General features: G+C 42.3%; 16 protein-coding genes. 1 reads left to right on the top strand and 15 read right to left on the bottom strand.

Going from position 1 to position 20,954, the window contains the following annotated elements:
- Positions 1–191 precede the first annotated feature (191 nt).
- The 15 genes from AB4Z30_RS19345 to AB4Z30_RS19275 form a co-directional block, all read right to left on the bottom strand.
- Positions 192–1,907: a response regulator gene (locus AB4Z30_RS19345; protein ID WP_441929127.1), complete on the bottom strand. Its 1,716-nt coding sequence runs from the start codon at positions 1,905–1,907 to the stop codon at positions 192–194.
- A complete protein-coding gene (locus AB4Z30_RS19340; RefSeq protein ID WP_441929126.1) occupies positions 1,895–3,961 on the bottom strand; it encodes a histidine kinase in 2,067 nt (688 codons plus the stop codon). The genes AB4Z30_RS19345 and AB4Z30_RS19340 overlap by 13 nt, the downstream gene beginning before the upstream one ends.
- Before the next feature lie 241 nt (positions 3,962–4,202).
- Complete coding sequence (locus AB4Z30_RS19335) at positions 4,203–4,565, bottom strand: hypothetical protein (protein ID WP_441929125.1); 363 nt, start codon at positions 4,563–4,565, stop codon at positions 4,203–4,205.
- Positions 4,566–4,603: 38 nt separating this feature from the next.
- Positions 4,604–5,641 carry a linear amide C-N hydrolase gene (locus AB4Z30_RS19330; RefSeq protein WP_441929124.1) on the bottom strand — a complete coding sequence of 346 codons (1,038 nt, stop codon included), beginning with the start codon at positions 5,639–5,641 and terminating at the stop codon, positions 4,604–4,606.
- 104 nt (positions 5,642–5,745) lie between these two features.
- Positions 5,746–6,636, bottom strand: a complete 891-nt coding sequence (locus AB4Z30_RS19325) for an AraC family transcriptional regulator (RefSeq protein WP_441929123.1) — start codon at positions 6,634–6,636, stop codon at positions 5,746–5,748.
- A gap of 69 nt (positions 6,637–6,705) precedes the next feature.
- Positions 6,706–7,206 carry a hypothetical protein gene (locus AB4Z30_RS19320; protein WP_441929122.1) on the bottom strand — a complete coding sequence of 167 codons (501 nt, stop codon included), beginning with the start codon at positions 7,204–7,206 and terminating at the stop codon, positions 6,706–6,708.
- A gap of 251 nt (positions 7,207–7,457) precedes the next feature.
- The gene (locus tag AB4Z30_RS19315; protein WP_441929121.1) at positions 7,458–8,405 is read right to left on the bottom strand and encodes an ABC transporter permease subunit; all 948 of its coding nucleotides are present in this window, start codon (positions 8,403–8,405) and stop codon (positions 7,458–7,460) included.
- Positions 8,405–9,340, bottom strand: a complete 936-nt coding sequence (locus AB4Z30_RS19310; protein WP_441929120.1) for an ABC transporter ATP-binding protein — start codon at positions 9,338–9,340, stop codon at positions 8,405–8,407. Before AB4Z30_RS19310 ends, AB4Z30_RS19315 begins: the two co-directional genes overlap by 1 nt.
- 305 nt (positions 9,341–9,645) lie before the next feature.
- On the bottom strand, positions 9,646–9,843 hold the full coding sequence (locus tag AB4Z30_RS19305; RefSeq protein ID WP_441929201.1) for a helix-turn-helix transcriptional regulator: 198 nt from the start codon (positions 9,841–9,843) through the stop codon (positions 9,646–9,648).
- A gap of 111 nt (positions 9,844–9,954) precedes the next feature.
- Positions 9,955–13,209: a type 2 lanthipeptide synthetase LanM family protein gene (locus tag AB4Z30_RS19300; protein ID WP_441929119.1), complete on the bottom strand. Its 3,255-nt coding sequence runs from the start codon at positions 13,207–13,209 to the stop codon at positions 9,955–9,957.
- 69 nt (positions 13,210–13,278) lie between these two features.
- Positions 13,279–13,515 carry a plantaricin C family lantibiotic gene (locus AB4Z30_RS19295; RefSeq protein ID WP_441929118.1) on the bottom strand — a complete coding sequence of 79 codons (237 nt, stop codon included), beginning with the start codon at positions 13,513–13,515 and terminating at the stop codon, positions 13,279–13,281.
- Entirely contained in the window at positions 13,472–15,676 is a 2,205-nt protein-coding gene (locus tag AB4Z30_RS19290; RefSeq protein WP_441929117.1) for a peptidase domain-containing ABC transporter, read from the bottom strand. The genes AB4Z30_RS19295 and AB4Z30_RS19290 overlap by 44 nt, the downstream gene beginning before the upstream one ends.
- Entirely contained in the window at positions 15,673–18,819 is a 3,147-nt protein-coding gene (gene lanM, locus AB4Z30_RS19285) for a type 2 lanthipeptide synthetase LanM (protein WP_441929116.1), read from the bottom strand. Before lanM ends, AB4Z30_RS19290 begins: the two co-directional genes overlap by 4 nt.
- A gap of 35 nt (positions 18,820–18,854) precedes the next feature.
- Positions 18,855–19,034: a class II lanthipeptide, LchA2/BrtA2 family gene (locus AB4Z30_RS19280; protein ID WP_441929115.1), complete on the bottom strand. Its 180-nt coding sequence runs from the start codon at positions 19,032–19,034 to the stop codon at positions 18,855–18,857.
- Positions 19,035–19,256: 222 nt separating this feature from the next.
- On the bottom strand, positions 19,257–19,874 hold the full coding sequence (locus AB4Z30_RS19275; protein WP_441929114.1) for a response regulator transcription factor: 618 nt from the start codon (positions 19,872–19,874) through the stop codon (positions 19,257–19,259).
- A gap of 754 nt (positions 19,875–20,628) precedes the next feature.
- Between AB4Z30_RS19275 and AB4Z30_RS19270 the strand changes: the two genes are divergently transcribed.
- Positions 20,629–20,934 carry a hypothetical protein gene (locus AB4Z30_RS19270; protein ID WP_441929113.1) on the top strand — a complete coding sequence of 102 codons (306 nt, stop codon included), beginning with the start codon at positions 20,629–20,631 and terminating at the stop codon, positions 20,932–20,934.
- Positions 20,935–20,954: the final 20 nt, after the last annotated feature.

Raw genomic sequence — 20,954 nt, 5'->3', positions numbered from 1 at the left:
GAAATCCAGTGATAAAGGCGAACTCTTCGCTTCTTCAGTTTTTTTCTGTCCTCTCCGTTTTTGAGTAAAAAGTAATTCAACTATGTACCCATATTTTAGTAATGGTGCGCGCTGTTCTCCATTTAGAAAACAGGCATCGACTTGTAATATTCGAACACATATGAAAGCGTGACCATTTTGAGTGTGAAGGGCTAACTCCTGACATTCCGATATTCGTTCATGGATCGGCCGAACTGTTTTTTGAATAATACGCTGAAATAATGCGGGTCCGGGATGCCTACCTGTTCCCCGATCTCATACCCCTTCAAATCGGTTTGCTTTAGCAGTGATTCGGCCTTTTTCATGCGAAGCTGCGTTAAATATTCGACAAACGTCTGCCCGGTTTCTTTTTTCATTAAACGTCCCAAGTGGCCTGGACTAACATAAAAAGCCGCTGCTGTACTCGACAGCCCCACCTCCGCATTGCCCATCTGCTCTTCGAGGTACGCCTTGACCTGATCGATCAGATTTCCTTCCTTCGCTTGACGCTTTTGCTGAATGGCGCCTGCTATGGTGCGGACATGCTGTTCCAGCATGATTTTCAGCTCTGGTAAATGCTCCGTCATCAGCATCGTAGCAACGGTTTTCTTGTTAAACACCTGTTCACCCTCAAGCTGCTGTTCCATTGCGGCACGCTGGCATTCAGTGATGACATCCATAGCTGCCATGCGAAACTGTGCCACGTTGGAGAAAGGGACAGACAGGATCTGTTCAAGCCGCGATGCAGCCTCTTCCCCCGCGCCTACACTAACGCAGAATTGCAGCTGCTGAAGTAGCTCTGTATCGGAATGATAAGGCTGGCTAGTGTGCTGACCGTCAATCGCAAGATCCTCAAAGTAGATCACCTGATTTTTCCCCGTAAACGCCTGGTACTCCAGAGCACGACAAGCTTCCCGATACGACGCACTGACTTCCCCCCACCCAAAATGCATCTGTCCAATTCCGACGGTAACACACACTTCAATGCCCTCGGCGGTAAGTAACTGCTGTAGTTTTTTCTGAATCTGCTCCGCTTGAGCAGCCAGATTAGCATCCTGAGCTGTAGCGAGAGCAACAATTCGGTTACGCGTATCTATCACAATGATTTTGTTCACATCCTCCTGATAAAAGTCCTGAACATGTTTCAAACCCTTCATCCGGAGCAGGATATGAGTCTCCTCTGTAAGATGTGGATACATCATTGGGTGAGCAGGAAGGGAAGGATCACTTTGAAGCTCAGCGCTTTGGAGTTCCGCTGCTTGTATATTGGATTGTTGTTCACGCTGCTGTGACTCTTGCGGTGCAGATGCTTCTATCTCCATCACGGCTACTTGAAAACTCAGACTGCCCGGTGGCATAGGAATCCCGAAGAAACCCACCTGCTCGCGCAGCTCCTCCTCATGCAACACGCCCTGCAACCACTGATTCACAAAACGTTCCTTAAGATACGGTAAACTACGCTTCATCTCTTCCCGCAACTTGATTAGCTCATGCTCCCGCCCTCTCTCCTGCTCTATAGCCGCTCGTAACTTGCCAGTAACCTGTAATAACTCAGACGCTCGAATCGGTTTCAAAATAAAATCGGATATGCCCAGCTTCACGCTCTGACGTGCATATTCAAATTCATCATGTCCTGTCACCACCACGATTTTGATACTTGGATAACGTTCCAGGATCAGACCACTTAACTCAATGCCGTCCATCTTGGGCATATAAATATCCGTGAATACGATGTCCGGATGCAGCAAATCAACTTGCTCTAACGCCTCCGCAGCATCGGAGGCTTCACCAACAATCCGCATGCCTTGTTCCTGCCAATCCATGCGCATACGAAGTAGATTTCGGATGAGATATTCGTCGTCCACGATTAATACTTTTAGCGGTTCCATGATGCACCTTCTCCCTTCGGGATCGAAATGGTTATGGTGGTTCCTTTTCCAGGTAGACTCTCCAGTTGCAGTACATCCTCTCGATCATAAAAAATACGCAGCCGCTCCATCGTTCCCCACAAGCCAAAGCTTGCATTCACACTAGAGGCAGACTGTGACTGCATTGGCACAGGCCGGATGGATTTTTGCTTTTCTGTGTGCTGAATCTGCTGCAATTGTTCCTCGGACATACCCACTCCATCATCCGTAAGTGTTAGTATGACTGCATCAGTCGTTTGTCGGGCTTGGATAGCTATAATACCTCGACCACCTTTGGCGCGAATGCCATGATATAGTGAATTTTCCACCAGTGGCTGAAGTACAAGTTTTGGAATCATTACCTGCTCGCAGCCTGAATCGATATCATACTGCACCTCGAATACACCCGGATAACGCACCTGCTGGATAGTTAGATAATGTTGCACAATCTCAACCTCTTCGCGAAGTGTGATGACCTCATTGCCTTTGCTCACACTCAGCCGATAGTAACTTCCAAGTGCCTCCAGCATCTCGCACACTTTGTCATTCATACCGGACATCGCCAGAGAATTGATCGAGTCGAGTGTGTTGTACAGAAAATGTGGTTTGATCTGTGCCTGAAGGGTATTCAGTTCAGCTCGGCGAATCATCTGCTGCTCCTGAATAATGCGCCTCAGCATCTGCTCGATCTGCTCAATCATCTGGTTGTACCCGCTGTAAAGCTGTTCGAATTCGTAACTGTTCAGCTCCACTTTGACTTTTCGGAAATTGCCGCTTGGTGCTTTCTGCATGGAACGGAGCAATTTGTGAATCGGCTTGATCACGCTGCGAGAAATGATGAAAGAACTGATGAAAAAGACCGACCCATTTACCGCCAGTAGCATAAAAGCAAGCAGAACCAAGGATTTATTACGGGTATCTGTTGCACGGTAAGGACTCATACTGATGTACTTCCATTGATCGTCACCAGCCGAGCTGTAGGTCACTGCGTAATCCTGTCCACCAGACTGCAACATCAATACGCCGGAGGGCTGTTCCTGAAATGCTTTTCGTAATTGAGCCTGATTGGCCTCCAGAATTTCGTGCATACCTGCCTGCTTATGAGCCGTGGGCGTGGATGCTTCGGATAAATCAGACCCTTCTGATTCTGGAGATACTAGAGTTGCTGTAAGTGCTGTAGATTTTGCAGATGTTGTAGAAGCCGCATGGGTTGAAATATGGGTTGTAGCGTTCGTTGCGGTATTTATAGCAGCGTTTGTGGCGATGATTCGCTGATGCTCGTCCAGAATGGCCACTTGGAATGAGTCGGATGCCGGTAGATTGGCATAAGCCTGAGCAATGGATTTCTCTTTGATATTCATAACAAGAAATCCCAGTGGAGAGGTATCATCCAGGTCTCGCATTAATCGAATAAAAGAGACCACTTTATCCTTGTCCCTCTCCTTATCCTTTTCGGAACTCTCTCCGGTGGTTAGGAGGTCACTACTTTGTTGACTATTATTATCGCCGCCATTCAGCCTGAGCAGGTATCGTCCTTTGTAATTCAAAGCCTGCTCATACCACGGTGCATCCTCCACATTCACTTCCAGAAAAGCAGGCCACTCCTGTGTTCCCACCGAGAAGCGATGCCCTGAGTTGTCGTAAATGTAAACCGAATCGATAACTGGAACCGCTTGCATAAGATTAGTCAAATACGAGCTAACCTTGGATTGTGTCTGTAAATTGGAATACACGTTGCCCTGACGAAGCAGATTTTGCAGGTTGGGATCGGAAAATATCATTTTAGAATAATTGTTCACATTCTCGATCATGAGATTCACATTCGTCTGGATCGACGTAATCGTCTGCAGAGACGCTTCGTTGATCTTCTGCTGCGCATCATTTTCTGAAATACGGCTAAGCACGAGCACACTGAATGCCACCGTTAGCAGAATAATTACAAAGTACGCAAAAGGGATTTTAAAGGCGAGTGTCTTCGGCTTGCGCCTCATAAACTCTCTCAAATGAAACTTTAGATAGAACTTCCTTTTCAACATCAGACCCTCCGATTAACTGAAATTTCCGGGGTGTTTACACTCTCGCGGATTTGATACAATTGTATGCCTGGATCTGGAAGGGGCTCAATACCTTTTATTGCTTTCTGCTGGCTTATGTTGGTTTAGCTAAGAAGTAATAGGCCAAAAACATGAGTTGGGAATATATCTGCTTTAGTCGCGCAAAAAAAACGACCTCCACGGTTAGCTGTGGAGATCGCTTATATTGAATACGTAGTTGAGATTATAGTGAGAACTCAGTGACACCCTTTTTGGAAGCAAACTTCAGCGTGTAGCTCCCTTCCGAACCGTAAGGCATGGTTGCAATTTGGATACGGGTATAGTCTAACCGGCCCTCTCGCAGTACTTTTTTGACCAACGCTATGCCCCGCTCTTCATCCGTCACTACACAGAAGATGTTCATCACATATTTCTTCGGATCGGTCACGCTGTTCCCCTGGTCACATCCATCGACTTCCCCCAGTTCGTGCTGGGTTAGAGCAGTTTCAAGATACTCCATGACCTTCTCCTTCAACCACTGATCGCGTTTACTGCCCGTGGCACTCTTCAGTGGATATTGCACGACAAGCCAGTGTTTTTCACTCATTTGAATTCACCAACTTTATGTAATATTTTTGTTCTTCTTCACTTAAACTGATCTGGATACACCGCTAGCTTCAACTGCTCATCTAAAGGAACTATATCACTAATGGGTTTAAAACTTAATCGAACAATTCGTTCATTTTCTTGAGTGGTATACGGGTTAAATGCAGTATTAACACACCCCGTCAATGCATTGTCTAATCGAAGACATAACGTTGGTTCCGTTTTTGAGAAATTCATTGAATTCAACTCAATCGTACGGATGTTCTTGTTGTTGTTATCTATATAATGTATCTCTGCATGTTTTAAATCAAATACAACGCTCCAAAAGGTTAACGTTGGCGGATTTTCGTCACCAACCCATTCCCAATCTTCGTTAGAAGATCGTAATACCGATAACTCTTTCAACACATAAAAAGCTTCATCAGCTAAGATAGGAGCTTGTTGCGCATCTGATATTATACGTTCAACATGACGGTAAGCCAGCGTGAATCGATCAAGAGAGTTCACTTCTTTGGAAAGCTTGGATATTGGAATTTGCGGGAACTGTTCAGCATATTGTTTAGATGTTTTGAAGCTACTATTAGATAAAGCAAAGTAACTCTCATCATGAATAACTTGAGCAGTACCATGAACAAACTCAATGAGAGCAACATTTCCTAGTGCATCAGCAACCGTATAATGCAGCGCATATAACGATTTTACAATTCTGATTTCCTCCAGGTGATCAACTACTTCTGCTACCGTTGAAAATTGGTCTAGTTGATATTGCATCCATTGCAATTCATTCATCACAGCCCTTTCATCTTCTTCAGGTAATTGTCCCTCATCATGATACATCATTGCAACAGTTAATCCCTTTTCATTCATCCCGCTGATCGGCAGCTCTCGGCCAAACTGTGTCAACGTAACACTTCCGTAATTTGAAGTCCACGTTTTACTTTTTTGCCCTTTCACTTTCAGTGACTCTTTTTGAATACCACGTTTGCCTATTACAATCAGCCCATGACCGTAATAAAAATCATAGTTTTGCCCCAGCAACATAGAATGGTCATTTTGAAGAATAAAAGTAGTACACATTCGAATCCCTCCGATATGAATTCTGCCTAATGGAGTCTAATTGACCCCTTCGACTTATCCTATCAGAGATATACTTGCTTCCATTTGATACTCCTTGCTACATTTCACTTTATAGAAAAAGAAATATGCATGACCGAATCTTGATGAAATGGACCTTTAAATTCAGTTCCATACTTCTCCAGGATGAAATCATTTGTTAAGTCATACTCTGCGAAAGGAATGCGATAGCGATATAAAAACTGATACGTATCTATAATTTTCTTTTCCTCTTCGTTAAACAAAAATCCATGATGTGTATAGGTGGCAACTTTCACACCATCAATATGTTTTATTTTCATTCCATCTGGAACGTGTGAAGCATCTCTTACCTCATAGGCAATTAGCTCTTTATAGGTCTCATTCTCATCTAATTCATGGATATCATAGCATAGACGATATATTGTTTGGTTGACTCGATTCGTGATCTCTTCAGCAATATTTAGAAAATGTAACATCGCTTCTGTAACGGTAGATCCTTCATCGTTAGTTGTCACCCGCTCTATACCAACCAAAGTTAAGTTTCTGATGTAATCCACATGTTCCAGAATGATTACCTTCCCGTTATATGCCTTGGTGTCTAGTCTCAATGCATCAACACGGATCTTTTTTGTAGCGAGCAATTGCCAATTCTCCGGCTTCAACTTTCTAAATTGAGCAGGAGGATACCCAAAATATTTCTTAAAATTACGTGTGAAAACTTCCTGTGAATGAAAACCATATGTGACTGCTGTTGTGAGCACGTCATCATTGGTGCGAAATAAATGTTCAGCAGCTTCGCTTAATTTTCTTCGTTTTATGTACTCATGGATTGTTACACCCACTACTGCTTTGAAGAGACGATAAAAATGGAATTTGGACATATGTGTTTTATTAATGGCTTCATTAACGTCCAAGTCCTGGTCTAGATGTATTTCTATATAATCAACGCATCTCTGAATATTCAGGAAATAGTCCATGGTAACCTCCCCACTCTTTTTATATGCTGAGAAATGTAGTCCCATTTCGCTTCCAGTCAAATATCGAACTTATTGAACAGTAAAGTCGGAAACGGATGAACTGGTTCTCCCAGTGAACTTCCCATTCACTTCACTTCCGCCTCCACTCCATTGAAGTGTATAGTCTCCTCCACGTAGTCCCATTTCGTAACCTTGTTCAAAATTTCTCCACGTCAATGCTCCCATTCCGGGTATTTCTCTAGAAAAATATACTTTCCCGGTATAGTTATGTGTCAGACTAACGGAGACGGCTTGGCTACTGTAGTTTTCCATAGTAAGTTCAATATGGCCATACCCCTTATCTATAGTAAAGTGCTTCTGCACAACTGCTCCTCCAGTTACGTTCTCCCCAATGGAGCCTCGAGTATGATTAATCGATGGACTTGTCGTCTGGTCTGCAATAACAGGACGAATAGCAGGATAACTAGATACTCCAGTTTCAAGGTTCTCGGTTTTCGTTTTTTGGATACCCATCCCTATCATTGCCACAGCAATACATAGAGCGGCGAAAAGAATGCTCCTCTTCTTCATAAAATATATTCCTCTCATTTTCTTTATTTATAACATGCAATCTTACCACACCTAATTTCAGAAAAATCTTCCCTTAACATCTGGCCCATGCATTCCAACTTCCTTCCTATTTTCTGTTAATTTAGGATAAGCGTCAAATAGCCCCCACCTAGCAGTCAGATGGGAGCAAACATACGATGAGGAAAGATTAGCGGAGAAGGCATGACCCCGGCACGTCCTAGTGAGGACGATCTCTTCCGTCTTTTATTTGTTCAAGACAAAGGAACATCTTTTCTGTGGACACTCCTCATTACAAAAGCTGCAAAGACAAGTAGATAAATGAACACAACCGTTATTGAGAACTGCACACTCATTCCATTAGCAAATGCACTGCCTTCAAAATACACATTCAAATCCGTATTGGCAAATAATAAGTATTTGGCCGCACTGAATCTGGCAGCTAATAGCCGGGTTACCAACTCTCCCGAGTAATACAGGAACAGCGAGATGGCTGTAACGACAGCTACACTTCTTATTATACAAGCTAACGTAAATGCACCTGCGCAGAACACGCCGATCCCTAAAGCTGTGAAAAAATAATAGCGGAGAGTAGCGAAGGCTACGTTTTGAACAACCACTTCGTCTCCCAACACCACTAGGGTTTCCGCAGGTCCAGAATTTCCGAATAAGACAAGCCCGGTTAAAAACGAAACGATAATTAAAAATCCGACGGTTAACACCAGCAAGAAGCAAATAATCAACCCTTTTGCTAACATAACAGACACACGCGACACTGGCTTTAAGAACAGAAATTTGATGGTGCCCTGCTGGTATTCAGAAGCTACTATATACGCAGACATCGTAATCAGATACAATCCGGAAATTGTCAGCAACAGTTTGTTATTGGAGAGGAACTTCCATGCGTTTTGGCTGTTGTCCGGCGGAATTTGATGCTCAAGCTGATATTGATACAGTAAGATTTTGTCTCGATTGACTTCATACATTAATGTCCCCGGATTCAACTCAGGCTGCTTTTCCTGCAATCGGATCAACTCACTCTGCAAAGCTGGCTGCCACGACTCCGGTGTCGGGTCAGCAGGTTGTTGAAACGCTTGAAATACCCCATGCGCAATCGTCAACACGAAAAGTCCTGCAAGCACCAGATATATAACTTTCTGTCGCCGAATCTTCAACCATTCACCCTGCAATAATGCCAACATCAGCTTCCACCCCATTCATCATCACGGGTCAATTCCAAATATGCTTCCTCTAAATCAAACGACTTTTCCTTTATAGATTGCACTCCCACCTGGCTTAGCAACATAAGCAGAGAAGAGTAGTGACTGCGATCCATCTTAAACATGATCTTATCTTGATGATACAACCTTGGCTCAAAGATGTAGCTCTGTTGTTGTAGCAGGGCATGGGCTTTATCAAGCTCTTTAGCTTCAATAACAAAAACAACACTATCGCTATTGCTATCGGCAGAACGGGAATTTTTACTGCCAAGCAAAGTTAACTCACCATCTTGCAACAGGCCAAATTGGTCACAAATCGGTTCAATTTCTTTAAGATGATGACTCGAAATTAGAACTGAAATTTGGAAGTTGGTCGTAATTCTCTGCACGATTTCTCGAAATTCAATCATCGCTCCCGGGTCCAGTCCATTGGTTGGTTCGTCCAAGATTAGTAACGATGGGCGATGCAGCAAGCATTGAGCTATCGCAAGTCGTTTTTTCATTCCCATTGAATAGTGTCCAACTTTTTTGTGAATGAAGTTCTTCATTTTCAATAAAGAAAGCACCTCATCCAGACGTTCGGTTGTAACCTTCCCGTACAGACGACTTCCGTATAACAGATGTTCCATCCCGGTCAGGTACTTGTAGAACTGAGGTTCTTCAATTAATGCACCAACATGTCTAAGCACCTGTTTCCGGCTTGAACCCACAGGGAGCCCTTCGATATAAATGGAGCCAGAGGTCGGTTTAATCAATCCACAGATCATTCCGAGGGTTGTTGTTTTTCCTGCACCGTTTTCCCCGATTAAACCGAATACCGCACCACGCTCAATGTTAAAAGAAACCGAGCGAATAATAGGATTATTGCCCCTTTTTTTGGTCATCTGATTAACAGCAAGAACTGGTTGCACACTCACCTCGTATCACCTACATCCTTTGATTTAGAATTATGGCCGTTAGTGTAAAGGCGAGATGTGCTGCAAGCAGATCGACCAGAATTGCCTCTGAAAAGTATTCATTTACAAATTCAAAATTCAGTAGTTTGGAAAAGATAAATGTTACAAGAAGCATAGCCATCAGAACATAGTACGCATACTTGAAAGAATGCATCATAATTAAGTTATAGCGTTCATCTTTTTCCCGAGGAAAAACAAACAAAAAGTATAGGCTGGACAAAAAGAAGATAAACAAAGCAGCTGGTAGCAAATAAGTCATAAACAAATCACTCATCCCCTTTCGGCTGTTGAGGGAGATATTGAAATACGTCCTCAATTCCCACCTCGAAAACCTCTGCAATACGAAATGCTAAAACTAAGGAAGGATTGTAGCGATTTGCTTCAAGTGAGAGGATAGTCTGTCTACTGACACCGACTAGATCGGCTAGATGCTTCTGTGACCATCTTCTTTCGGCACGCTGCATATAGATGTTGTTCGATAATAATTCTGTCAAGTCACTCCCTCCTTTACAACAATTGTAAATTATACCTCACCTAAAGTCAAGAATATATTACATTAGGTAAGAAATAATTTACTACCTGTTGCGCATTGCGTTTGCCGTCCAAGAGAAGTCTCCACCGGAAGTAACCACTCCTTTCGGCCCTTTTAGTTCTAAAGTCAGCAGGGAGGGAACGTGTTGAGGATCCGCTATTCTTAACAGGCCATATCCAATACTGGCCAAACCATTCATCACGCCTATGGCGTTAATATCCGCATGAATGACATCAGAATAGCGGAACAATTCATCCAATATTAAACATTGCTTTGCTCGAATCAGTGATTGTTGCTGCGAATCTAAACTTTGTGCAGCCTGCAATAATACATCGAGATTACCCAGGTTTCCATGACATAATGAAAAATTGCTCCCTAAAGATACATCAAGAGTCGTCGCCAAGGCAGCTTGACAGTCGCGTTCCAGTAACCCATGATCAATCTGATTGCGGATGGCTTCTATTCTTGAAAGCAAAATACCGGGCGCGCCATGACACCACGCAATGGAATGGTGATTCAAATGTTCACTGAACCAATTTTCAACCGATTCATCATAAAAGCGGTTTTCATAATCAATCGCAGCCTGAACAATCTTATGGATAGCTGCTTGTTGTCTAGACCAAGGCATAAAACGACATAGAGCAAAGATGATGCCCGCATTTCCATGAGAGAAACCGATATACGGACTTTCCGGAGAGTTCCCCGGCTTCCATGCTATCCCGGTTTCCATTGGAGTAGCATGTTGAATTAGATGCTTGACTAGCTGTTCTCCAATGTCAATTAACCAGGCATCTTCTTGATTCTGTTCAAGCATGCTTGCTATAACAGCCAAAGCCCCGGCACTTCCTCCAATCAAATCATACAATTGGTCTTGCGGAAGCACTCTGGGGATCTCCTTCAACAAACGGTTAGCGCTTTGCTTCATTGCTGGATCATCTAACACACTGCCCAGTTGCGCAAAACCGTATGCCATACCGCCTAAACCCAAAAATGCCCCCAGATTGATCTGATCTGGATGGATTAATTCTTCTAAAATCATTTCAATCGGTCGAATGGTAGCAAAACACGCATCTCGATATACTTCTTCTCTCGTCAAGTTCCAAAGTTGAGCAAAGAACAAAGCAATACCTGGATTTCCATCGTATATACCAGGTCCCGTCACGGAATACTGCCAAAAGTGCTTTCTTCCACCCTTGGTCACCATGCTGGTCCAGCAAAATTCTAAGCCTTGCTCTCCTTCATATTGAATGGCCTCACGGATTAACGTATCTCCAATAATCTTGGCCTTCTCAAGCAAATTAATCGGTTCAGATTCAGGCACTTTCCAATCTTTCAACTGAACAATCTTAATATCTTCCTTAGCATAAACCGCTGATATTGTCGCTTTAATAATCTGTATCTGTTGGACTAAATCACTTTCAGAAAACTGGGATAACTTTTGCAAACTTCTCGTTAACCCATCCTCAACAAATACATCATTAATCTTTAGGCTACGTGAATCCTGTATCCAAGTGCCGCAAGGCGTTGCTGAAAAGTATGGAATGTCGCCCTCTAATAAGTCTGCGATCTCAGCCCTAATTATTTGTTGATCCAAGTGATCCGCTGCGAGAGAAATTCGATTAAGCAAGAGCTCCCGATCCAACTGATTACGCATAAAATCAGGGTGATAGCTCAAATGAAGCAACTTGCTGTAAACCATTGTCGTTTTTAATATCTTTCGGATATCGCAATCCTTGAATGCTTCCAGTTGTCTTGCCGCTTCGTCCCTCTGGGAAAGAAATACGTTATACCCTGATCGAAAACCTTCCGACAGATCATCCAGATAGTTCATAATTTCATCGTCTTCCCCGTTTATATCATTTGTCGATAGAGGGGTATTATTCCCGGAAGTAAGCTTACCGAATTGCTTAACCAAGCGGATCTCATCCGTATTCTGGCCTTCTATCGTTTGAATTTGAAAGGGGCTTTGTTGCTCTCCTATTCCGCCGATTCCACTAATGTCAAAAGTCTGCTCTCGATTGATGTTGGTTGGCACTATGCCAGTTGATAAAACCGAATCCCGAATTAGGGTAAGCGCCCGATTAATAGCGCCACTCTTTGTATAATTATGATCTTGGCTGATCGTATGATGAAACAGCGATTCCAGATCAATTAATACAGGCTGATCCGAATTCGCAATAATATTTTCATAGTGAAAATCAGTAGCATTCATCGTATGTAGCACAGATAGCAGTTTACCTAGACGGTAATAAAACTGCTTGCGCTCTTCATTCGATACACAAGTTTGGTAAGGGATGAACTCCATCCAGCCGTACTTGTGTTTGTTCAACACGCCGACTGTCCGAAGTGGTCTCCCATCTTGCACCTGCTCATTCATCCATTGTAAAAACTGCTGAAATGTTTCATCAATTCCCATATGACGAGGCTTATAAACTAACTTTGTACCACAACCAAATTCAAGGATAACTACCGTTTTCCCTTGTTTATGGGCATCACCACTACCCAACATAAATCGAACAATTTCAGTTTCTTTCAGACCAAATTGTTGCTGTAATTCGTATCGATCCTGCTCCAGATGAGCGATGATCTCACGAACAAATTGTTTGAGATTTCGAGTTTTTTCTGCGATAAGTCTAAACATGACCGGATATTCTTCCACCAAGCCCTGGAGATAGTTGTTATCTTCAAGGAAATCTGTGACGTAGGCTAAATAGCGTTGCTCGGGGCTTTCCCCTTCCAGCTTGCCTTCCATCCGCAAGTAATTAATTTCTAACATAAGAGTCTTGTGTGTTACTGCATACAACAGATCCAGGTAATACTGAATAATATTATGCTTCGCTAACCGGGATATCGTCGTCTTCGTAGTTACACTTAAGTCTCTAAACAAATCAAAATATAACTCGCGAACAAAAATATCATAAAAGCGATGAAATGGAAAAGCCGATAAGTTCGTTCCTTCCATATCTCGCTTATAATCTGTTTCATCATCTTGTTGCAATAACCGATTATCAAAAATGTTTGTCATGTATTCAAGCCAGCTCGATGCTGTAGATTCGAGGGAAGTCACTTTACTGAAACCAGATGAGTCTGCAGAAAAGTGACGACGGAGAAAGGAAATATCGATTTGATAGTTACGCTCGATATGCGATTGGAAAGACTGCTCATTTTCAAAATCCAACAGTTGTTGCCAATATGGGATAACCAAAGACAGATCAGCATCAGACTCACTTGGTCCACATAATTTACGTTCATGAATATAAAGCGCATTGTATGCGATCGTTGAATTGAAGATGGACATAGAATCACCCCCAAAAATGATAATAGAGAGACGAGGTAAAAACCTTCGGTCTCTCTATTCTTTGCTTAATCAGTTACAAGACTTCTGACATTCAACTGTCAATGTGCACACATGCCCTGGATTACCAATGAAATAACTCGCAGCGGCACATGCTAAGCTCGTAATAATGACTTCTGCCCATTGCGGTTGTGCTGCACCGCCAGCTTTCAAGAGTTCATCCTCTTTCAATTCAACAAGAGGGTTTTCAATGGGAAGTACGTTATTATGAGTTCTGGAGTACGGGTTTTTCAACGCTTGATATGACATTTTTCTCACCTCCTTTCATATCCATGAAGCGATAGGCTTCGACAAGATCTTGATAATAGGCACTCGTTTGAATTAATTCATCATGTCTTCCCTTCTCTACGATGCTTCCATCTGACATCACAAAGATTTGATCGGCATCCATAATCGTTGATAGTCGATGAGCAATCACAATTCGTGTACATTGTAACTGCGACAAAAATTCATCAATTCTCTTCTCATTAATGCTATCTAATGCGTTAGTCGCTTCATCAAATACAATAACTTTTGGCATATGAACGAGTGCTCTGGCAATTGCCAATCGCTGTCTTTGCCCGCCGGACATATTTTGAGCATTCTCTGACAATAAGGTTTCGTATTTCATCGGCATGCTCATAATTTCTTCATGAATTTGCGCCACTTTGGCAGCCTGAACGATATCATCCATCGTGACTTGCTCATTATTGCCTTTAATATTGTCAACAATCGATTGATTGAACATAAATGGTTGCTGGTTGACGATTCCCATCTGTTGGCGGATATACGGTTTATCGAGCTCCTCCAAGCGATGCGGACCGTAGTAGATTTCGCCCTCACTCGGTCGATACAAACCTACAAGTAAATTCGCCAATGTACTTTTTCCAGATCCAGAAGCCCCGATAATTGCAATTTTCTGACCTGCTTGAATTTTAAAGTCTAAATCTTTTAACGTGGGTTCAGCATACAAAGTGTAGGCAAAGGATACCCGTTCAAAAATGATTTCACCTGTTAGCTCTGCCTGAAGCAGCTCAACGCCATCGGGAACCTCAGCCGGGGTATCCACCACATCTCGAATTCTCCGTAAATACACTTTTAGCTGATAAAATGTTTCCAGTGACAAAATTAGTGAATTTGCAGTGCTTATAAAGTAGACCGCAATTGTTTGAAAAGCGATCAGTTCACCTAAGGACAAGCCCCCCGCCGCTACATGGCCCGCACCAATCCAGATGATGAATAAAGGCATGTACATGGTCAAGCCCCCGGAAAATGCGCTTAAAACACCATACAGTCGTTCACGAGTGACAAATGCTTTAACAAACTGGTCATAGTACGATTTCCATCGCTGTGATACCGTCTCTTCCGCTCCAGTAATTTTTATGTTCAAAATTCCGGATACAGATTCGTTCTGATAGGAGAACAGTTTGGTATCTTTAGATAGTTCATTACGACTTGCTTCATGTAAATGCGGTCTTAGCAGTTGAATCCCAAGATAGAGCAATCCTGCAAACAAGAATACATAGACTGATAATAGTGGCGATTTCACAAGCATATAACTCACAATGACAATGAACAAAATCGCATCTAAAATACTTTTCATGACTTGGTTAGATAGGATTAACCGAATAGATCGCAAATTAGAGAAACGATACATCAGATCCCCTGTGCTGCGAATCTGAAAAAAGTTGTACGGAATAACAAGCAGGTGACGAAAATACTGCCAAGACATCGAACGATCTAAATATTTGAACACATGAATGGAAATTTCATTTTTAATTAGTGCAAAAACAAAGTATAGTCCCAACGAAACGATCATCCCGAGCAAGTATACGTTTATGTTCTTGCTATTATCCTGAATTGCGACATTATCAATCATCTGCTGCACAAAGATAGGAGAAATTAGCACAAACAATTGAAGCAGCAAATTAGTGAGTAGCATAAATGTGAGCAATTTCGGTTTTTTCCACAACATTTCCAAGTACGGCTTCCAGAGACTTTTAGGCTTTTGTTGTTGAAACATTGCACCCGGTTTACCATGCAAAACATAGTTGGAGAACGAAGCCATAAATTGTTCCTTATTTAATTTCATTCGCCCTTGGGCAGGGTCTAGAATGTAGTAATATTTAGGGCTAATCCTCTCTAATACGACATAATGTTTTTGTTCCCAGAAACAGATTAATGGCTCTTTCAACTGGGACAATAGATTTAAATCTTCAATTTTGTAGCATTTTGCCTCGAGCCCTAAATCTTCGCCTAATCGTTTTAAATCATATAATGTATTTCCATCCCTACCGCTACCGATGCGATCGCGTAATTCAAATAAGGTTACATGTTTTCCGTAGTAGGCACAAAGCATTGCCATACATGCAATGCCGCATTCCGTTTGGCTCATCTGTTCAATGAACGGAATGTTCCGTTTCCGAATCAACGCGCCCCCTCCTCAGCAAGTACGGGATTCGACTGTTCTGCTATTGTTACAACTTTGGCTGGAAATTGTAGCTTTAACACCGATGGGAGTTCTGAATTAGCAAGCCGCAAGCACGTCCAGCCAATTCCCGAAACGCCCAGCATTAAACCTACTAAACCGCGATCCTTCATGCCCTCCATTTGTGAGGAGATACTCGTCCGGTTTACCAAACGCCATATTGCATCATGTATCATCAAGCTTGACGTTTGCCAACCGGGATTGTTAGTTAGGCTCAGCAGAATTTCCACAATTCCAAAAACACCGTGGCATAAAGATAATCTGGGATTGGTTGTTGCGTGTTCAATCATATTGCCCAGCAGCTTTACTCTCTCAGCCTCATCTATTGTTTCCTCTAACTCACTGCGGCCTAGTAACACACCCGGTGCTCCATGGCACCAGTAATATGAGCCTAATGGATCCTCCACATGTCCCCTCAGATCCATCCAGTTAGCTCTCGTAGAGTCATAATGGCTTCGCTCGAATTGCAACAAGGTATCCAGCACGTCTTCATCAGGAGAAAGCAAACCGTATGCCTCTACCTTTCGAAGAGCATATATCATCCCCGAGGAACCATGGGCGAAGCCGATCAATTTTGCTGGATTCTGTTTTAAGTGCTGACAGAGTCTCGCCGTATAAATACGCGCTGTCTCAAGAGCCTCGGGCTCTTCAAACCTTTCCCAAATATGCATGCATAGCGTGATGATCCCCGCATATCCATCGAGAAAGTCCAGATTTGGTTGCAGTTCATCCACCGATGGAGTGAACAGCGATGACTCAGGATGTTGTTTTATCTTTGTTAACTGAAATTTGGCTGCATGGCGCGCTTCAGGAAAATCAAAGAGTGCATCCAAAAAAAATCCAGCATAGACAATAGAACCTCTGCCATTAAAAACGGATGGTGACAATTCATCCTCCGCCACCCGTTCAAAAACAGAAATGACATATCGAAAGCTCTCCATTGCGACATTTTTATAGCTGGCATTTCCAGTCTGCGCATACATGAGGCCAAGAAACATAGAAATCCCCAATGTTCCACTGTAGAGCGAGAAATCCAATAGGGTCAAACGGAATCGATTATCATGATTTCTGAGCCCTAACCAAGTCGAATTACCTTGTTCTGTCAATCGGTATTCAAGTAAATAATCCGCAATATCTATCGCCATGTCTGTCGGATTGAATTGGCTCGAAGTTAATTGAAGTCCATCCGTATAGTCCAAGGCTTCCATTTCGGGCAATTCCATATGTTCGACATGAGCGGAATGAATAGCGTATTGCAATATACGCAATTGGTAAGCTACATCATCTTCACTAAACTGATCAAGCCTTTCTTCAATCCATGTTAGGCACGTTTTTTTGAATATATTTGGAATTTTCTTTTGATCACTCGTATATAAACATGTATCTGCTATCGGAAAGGTATAGTACGGTATATCATTGTTGAGCAAATCATCGATTTCCGACGGTACAATCTGTTCGAACCGATGATCAACTTTCACGATATTCCATAGCATTTCAAGCAATTTCTCCCGATCTAACCCATTGCGTAAATACTTCGGATGCTGGGATGCCGTCAAGAAGCGGCCGTATAGAAAGGTCGGACGTAACAAGGCCCTCCCTGTTAAATGACCAAATCTGTCACGAATTTCCCTTTTCATTGTTTCCTTCTCATTCGCAATGATCCAATATACTTCCCTAAAACCTTCACTTATCTCTGCTAAATAGTGGACTGGCTCAATAATTTGGCCATCCAGTTGCACGAGATGTTGGAGCTGAGCAGTTGTAAAAGGTACTTCTACAAATTGAACTTCATCTGTAGCATCTTGCTTAAGCACCCAACCTTTCATATTTGTCGAGGTTTGGTCTGGCTTGCCTCCGATCCCGCTCAGATCAAAATCAATTTGGGAACGGAATACTTGTCCAACAGGGATTAATCCAGAAAGAAAGACACTTCGGTAAAGGCCGGACATCGGGAAATCCAATTTCTCTTCATCATATATATTATTCGCGAGTAGCGTCTCATAATCGATAATATAAGGCATGTCACCACAAGCAACGATGTTTTCGTAGTGCATGTCCGTAGATTGAAACGTATACAAAATTCCACAAAGCATACCCATTCGATAATAATACTGTCTCACTTCAGCTTCATTCTGGCATGGACGATGTTCTACAAACTCTTGCCAGCCATACTGCTGTTTAGATAAAGTAAGTGGTCCTTTTAACTCATAACGGAGTCCTTTATTCGCCAAAAAACGTAGCCATCCGGCGAAAGCAATATCTGTATCCAGTGAACGTGGTTTGTAAACCAACTTTTCGCTAGAATCGAATTCCATAATAGCGACTGTTCTTCCATTTTGATGAGCATCACCTGCACCGGTCTGTACTGACTTCAAGCAGATCTGTCTGCCATCAAAATACATCGTAGCAATCTCGTCATAATCGTTCAGAAAACGCTCAAGCATTTCAATCGTATTATTCGCCGCCCGAAGTGATATCTCTGTCAAAATTCTAGCCAACACAGGAAACTGCTCTAGCAGTTTTTGGATTTCAGTCATTCCCGAAGCTAGCCGTTTCACATAAGTGTCGAGCGTCAGACCAGCTTCCTGTTCCTTTGCCAAATGATACATATAGACACTCGTCCGGTCGGATACCATTCGCAAATCACGCAAGAAGCCGGACTGCAGAGAGATCAAGACAGGTTCCTGCGGGATTTTCACTGTGTTTGAGAGAGAGAGCCAACGCCGTACTTGTTCAGAATATTCGTATAAAAATGGAATGACTACGACACCGATTCCCATATGTAAATGCTCAGTCAACCATGAATCTGGTGTTTGGTTTAAGATCCGATCAAGATCACCCATCCACCCCGTAGGTAAGGTGGCGGGGATATCTTTGTTAGCGAGCAAGTGGTTGAATTCGTCAAGGTTCAAGCCTTTTAACTGTAACCTGGCTACGAATTCCTGCTCGGTTGCTTTGGATTGTCCCATCCATGATAAAAGCGTGTCTGAACGATCTTTCAGACGGAGATGAGTATCTCCAGCCGGAATTCGCTCCGATACATATGAGCCCTTCATATATGGATGACCCGAATGAAAAGTAACCATCTGATATCCCCACCTTCCTTTTTAAATCAATACAATTAGCATCTTGAAGAACATGATGTTGTCGGGCAAGAATTAGCAGAATCTGTGATCGTCCAAATGACTACTGGTGGTACAATGGCGCAAGGCCAAGAAGAAGCAACTTGTACTTCTGTGGCACCCGACAATTCCATCAATTCTTGTTCATTAATCTCACCTATCATTTCCAATGCCTTCATAGATTGTCACCTCCTTTCATCGATCTAACCATTGCTATCAGCAGCTTCCTGTTAAATTTATGTTATTCTAAAATGATTTTTCCGCCCATCCGTAAAAACCACATTTTCCCATGTGGTTATCCTTGTAATTATCCATGTGGTTTTCCTTATAATAGAATCTGCAATGAAAGAAAGCCGAAAACCAAGACAGTTCATGTCTCAGATTTCGGCTAATATTATGAATTAAAGTGAAGCAGTTTGAAAGTATTTGCAAACGGCTTCTGCTCGATTACGCACGTCAAGCTTTCGGTATATTTTGTTCAGATGTGTCTCTACCGTACGAACACTTAAATGAATGGTTTGTGCTATTTCTGTGTTTGTCTGCCCCTCTGCCACTAGCTTCAGTACTCGTTGTTCATTTTGAGTAAGTTTGGGCATTGATTTCTGCGACAACTGTCTTAATTCAATGTGCTCGGCAATATGAGCAGGCATAATAGAAAAACCACTTAATTGCCCTTCAAACGCAATCAGCAGTTGTTTGGCATCTGAGTAAAGTGGTAAGTAGCTAACAATCTGACATTTCCATAATTGATCCACCTTCAACTCACTATCTTTATCATATAAAACGATAATATGATCGACAATTCCATTACTTTTCCACTTCGCCAGTTTGGAGGCATGTCGATAGGCAATCGAATCTTGTAATAGTAAAATATCAGGCTTTATCCGTTCAACGGCATCTGTTTCTAATCCGTTGCTAATTGCTACATGCTCAATAAATTCAAACTGTTCAATGATATGCTTGAGACCAAATATAATGGAATCATAGTTCATGATAATTTTGACGACTTTTTTTTCCATCTGCAACGACATCTGTTGCACATCTATTGTCATAGGCCATGAAGTGAGGATGGGCAACAATTTAAATGGTTGCTTCCAATACTCACTTTGTTCCGCCCTATAGAATGATCCATACCATATACGTCATGAGATTCAGAAGATTTCGCAGTTACAAGGATAGAGGCGAGTAGTAGCAACAACTTATCCAAGCTGTTACCCCACACTAACGATAACTTTTTCAAGTTCATCTGTCATTCACTCCATTCAAATTATACTTCACTGCCTATCTATCTAACTGTACCTAGACAAATTACCCCCTATCCCCCTTTTTTATAGAAATATTTATGTTTTTTCTCACATTATACCATTAAAAGTTGTAATTTGTCATCTTTGTGAACGTTTTTTCTCACGACAATGAGTTGTTTCATGACTTTTAGCTAGAGTTTCGATATCTGTTATGCAAACTACTGTTAGTATTCCTTTGTCGAAATGGCAGCCTGATAGGTCAACGAAGAGCACATGAACATAAGTGAAGGTAGCATTAGAGCCTTAGTAACCCACCATGCAGTGTTTTCATTTCACGTAACTGTTAATGCCCCTTGATAGATGCCATCTTCGATAGCTTCGGCAAAGTTATCAACAAAGCCAAGAATCCGCAAGAATTCCCCTGTTCCAAGGACAGTGACCTGTTATCAATCGCATATAGCCGTCACTCCCTTATAGGCTTCTGCATAGAATGCAGAAAATGAACGAATCTAAATTGGAGGTCATGACCATGAACTTGCAACTGCAGGGGCAACAGGAACAAACATTGTTTCGAATGGATCCAACCACTATGAATAACTTAAAATCCATTCAAGACCATGTAACAAATATATGTAAAAACCATGTTAATGCACTTGTTCGGGTAGAGACAGCAGATGGCGATGTTTTTGAAGGGTTACTCATCCACTGCGAAAGAGGAATTTTATACTTAAAACTACCAAGCCCTATGACTAATCGAGGCTTTGTTCCCGGTTTCCAAAATGATGTCGTATTACCCCTAGTGCTATTCAATTTACTCGCCATTTCATTATTATAGGCCTGACCCAATCCCAATCC

Source organism: Paenibacillus sp. 2TAF8, from assembly GCF_052114825.1.
Classification (GTDB): domain Bacteria; phylum Bacillota; class Bacilli; order Paenibacillales; family Paenibacillaceae; genus Paenibacillus.
This window is presented reverse-complemented; position numbering and strand designations above follow the sequence as displayed.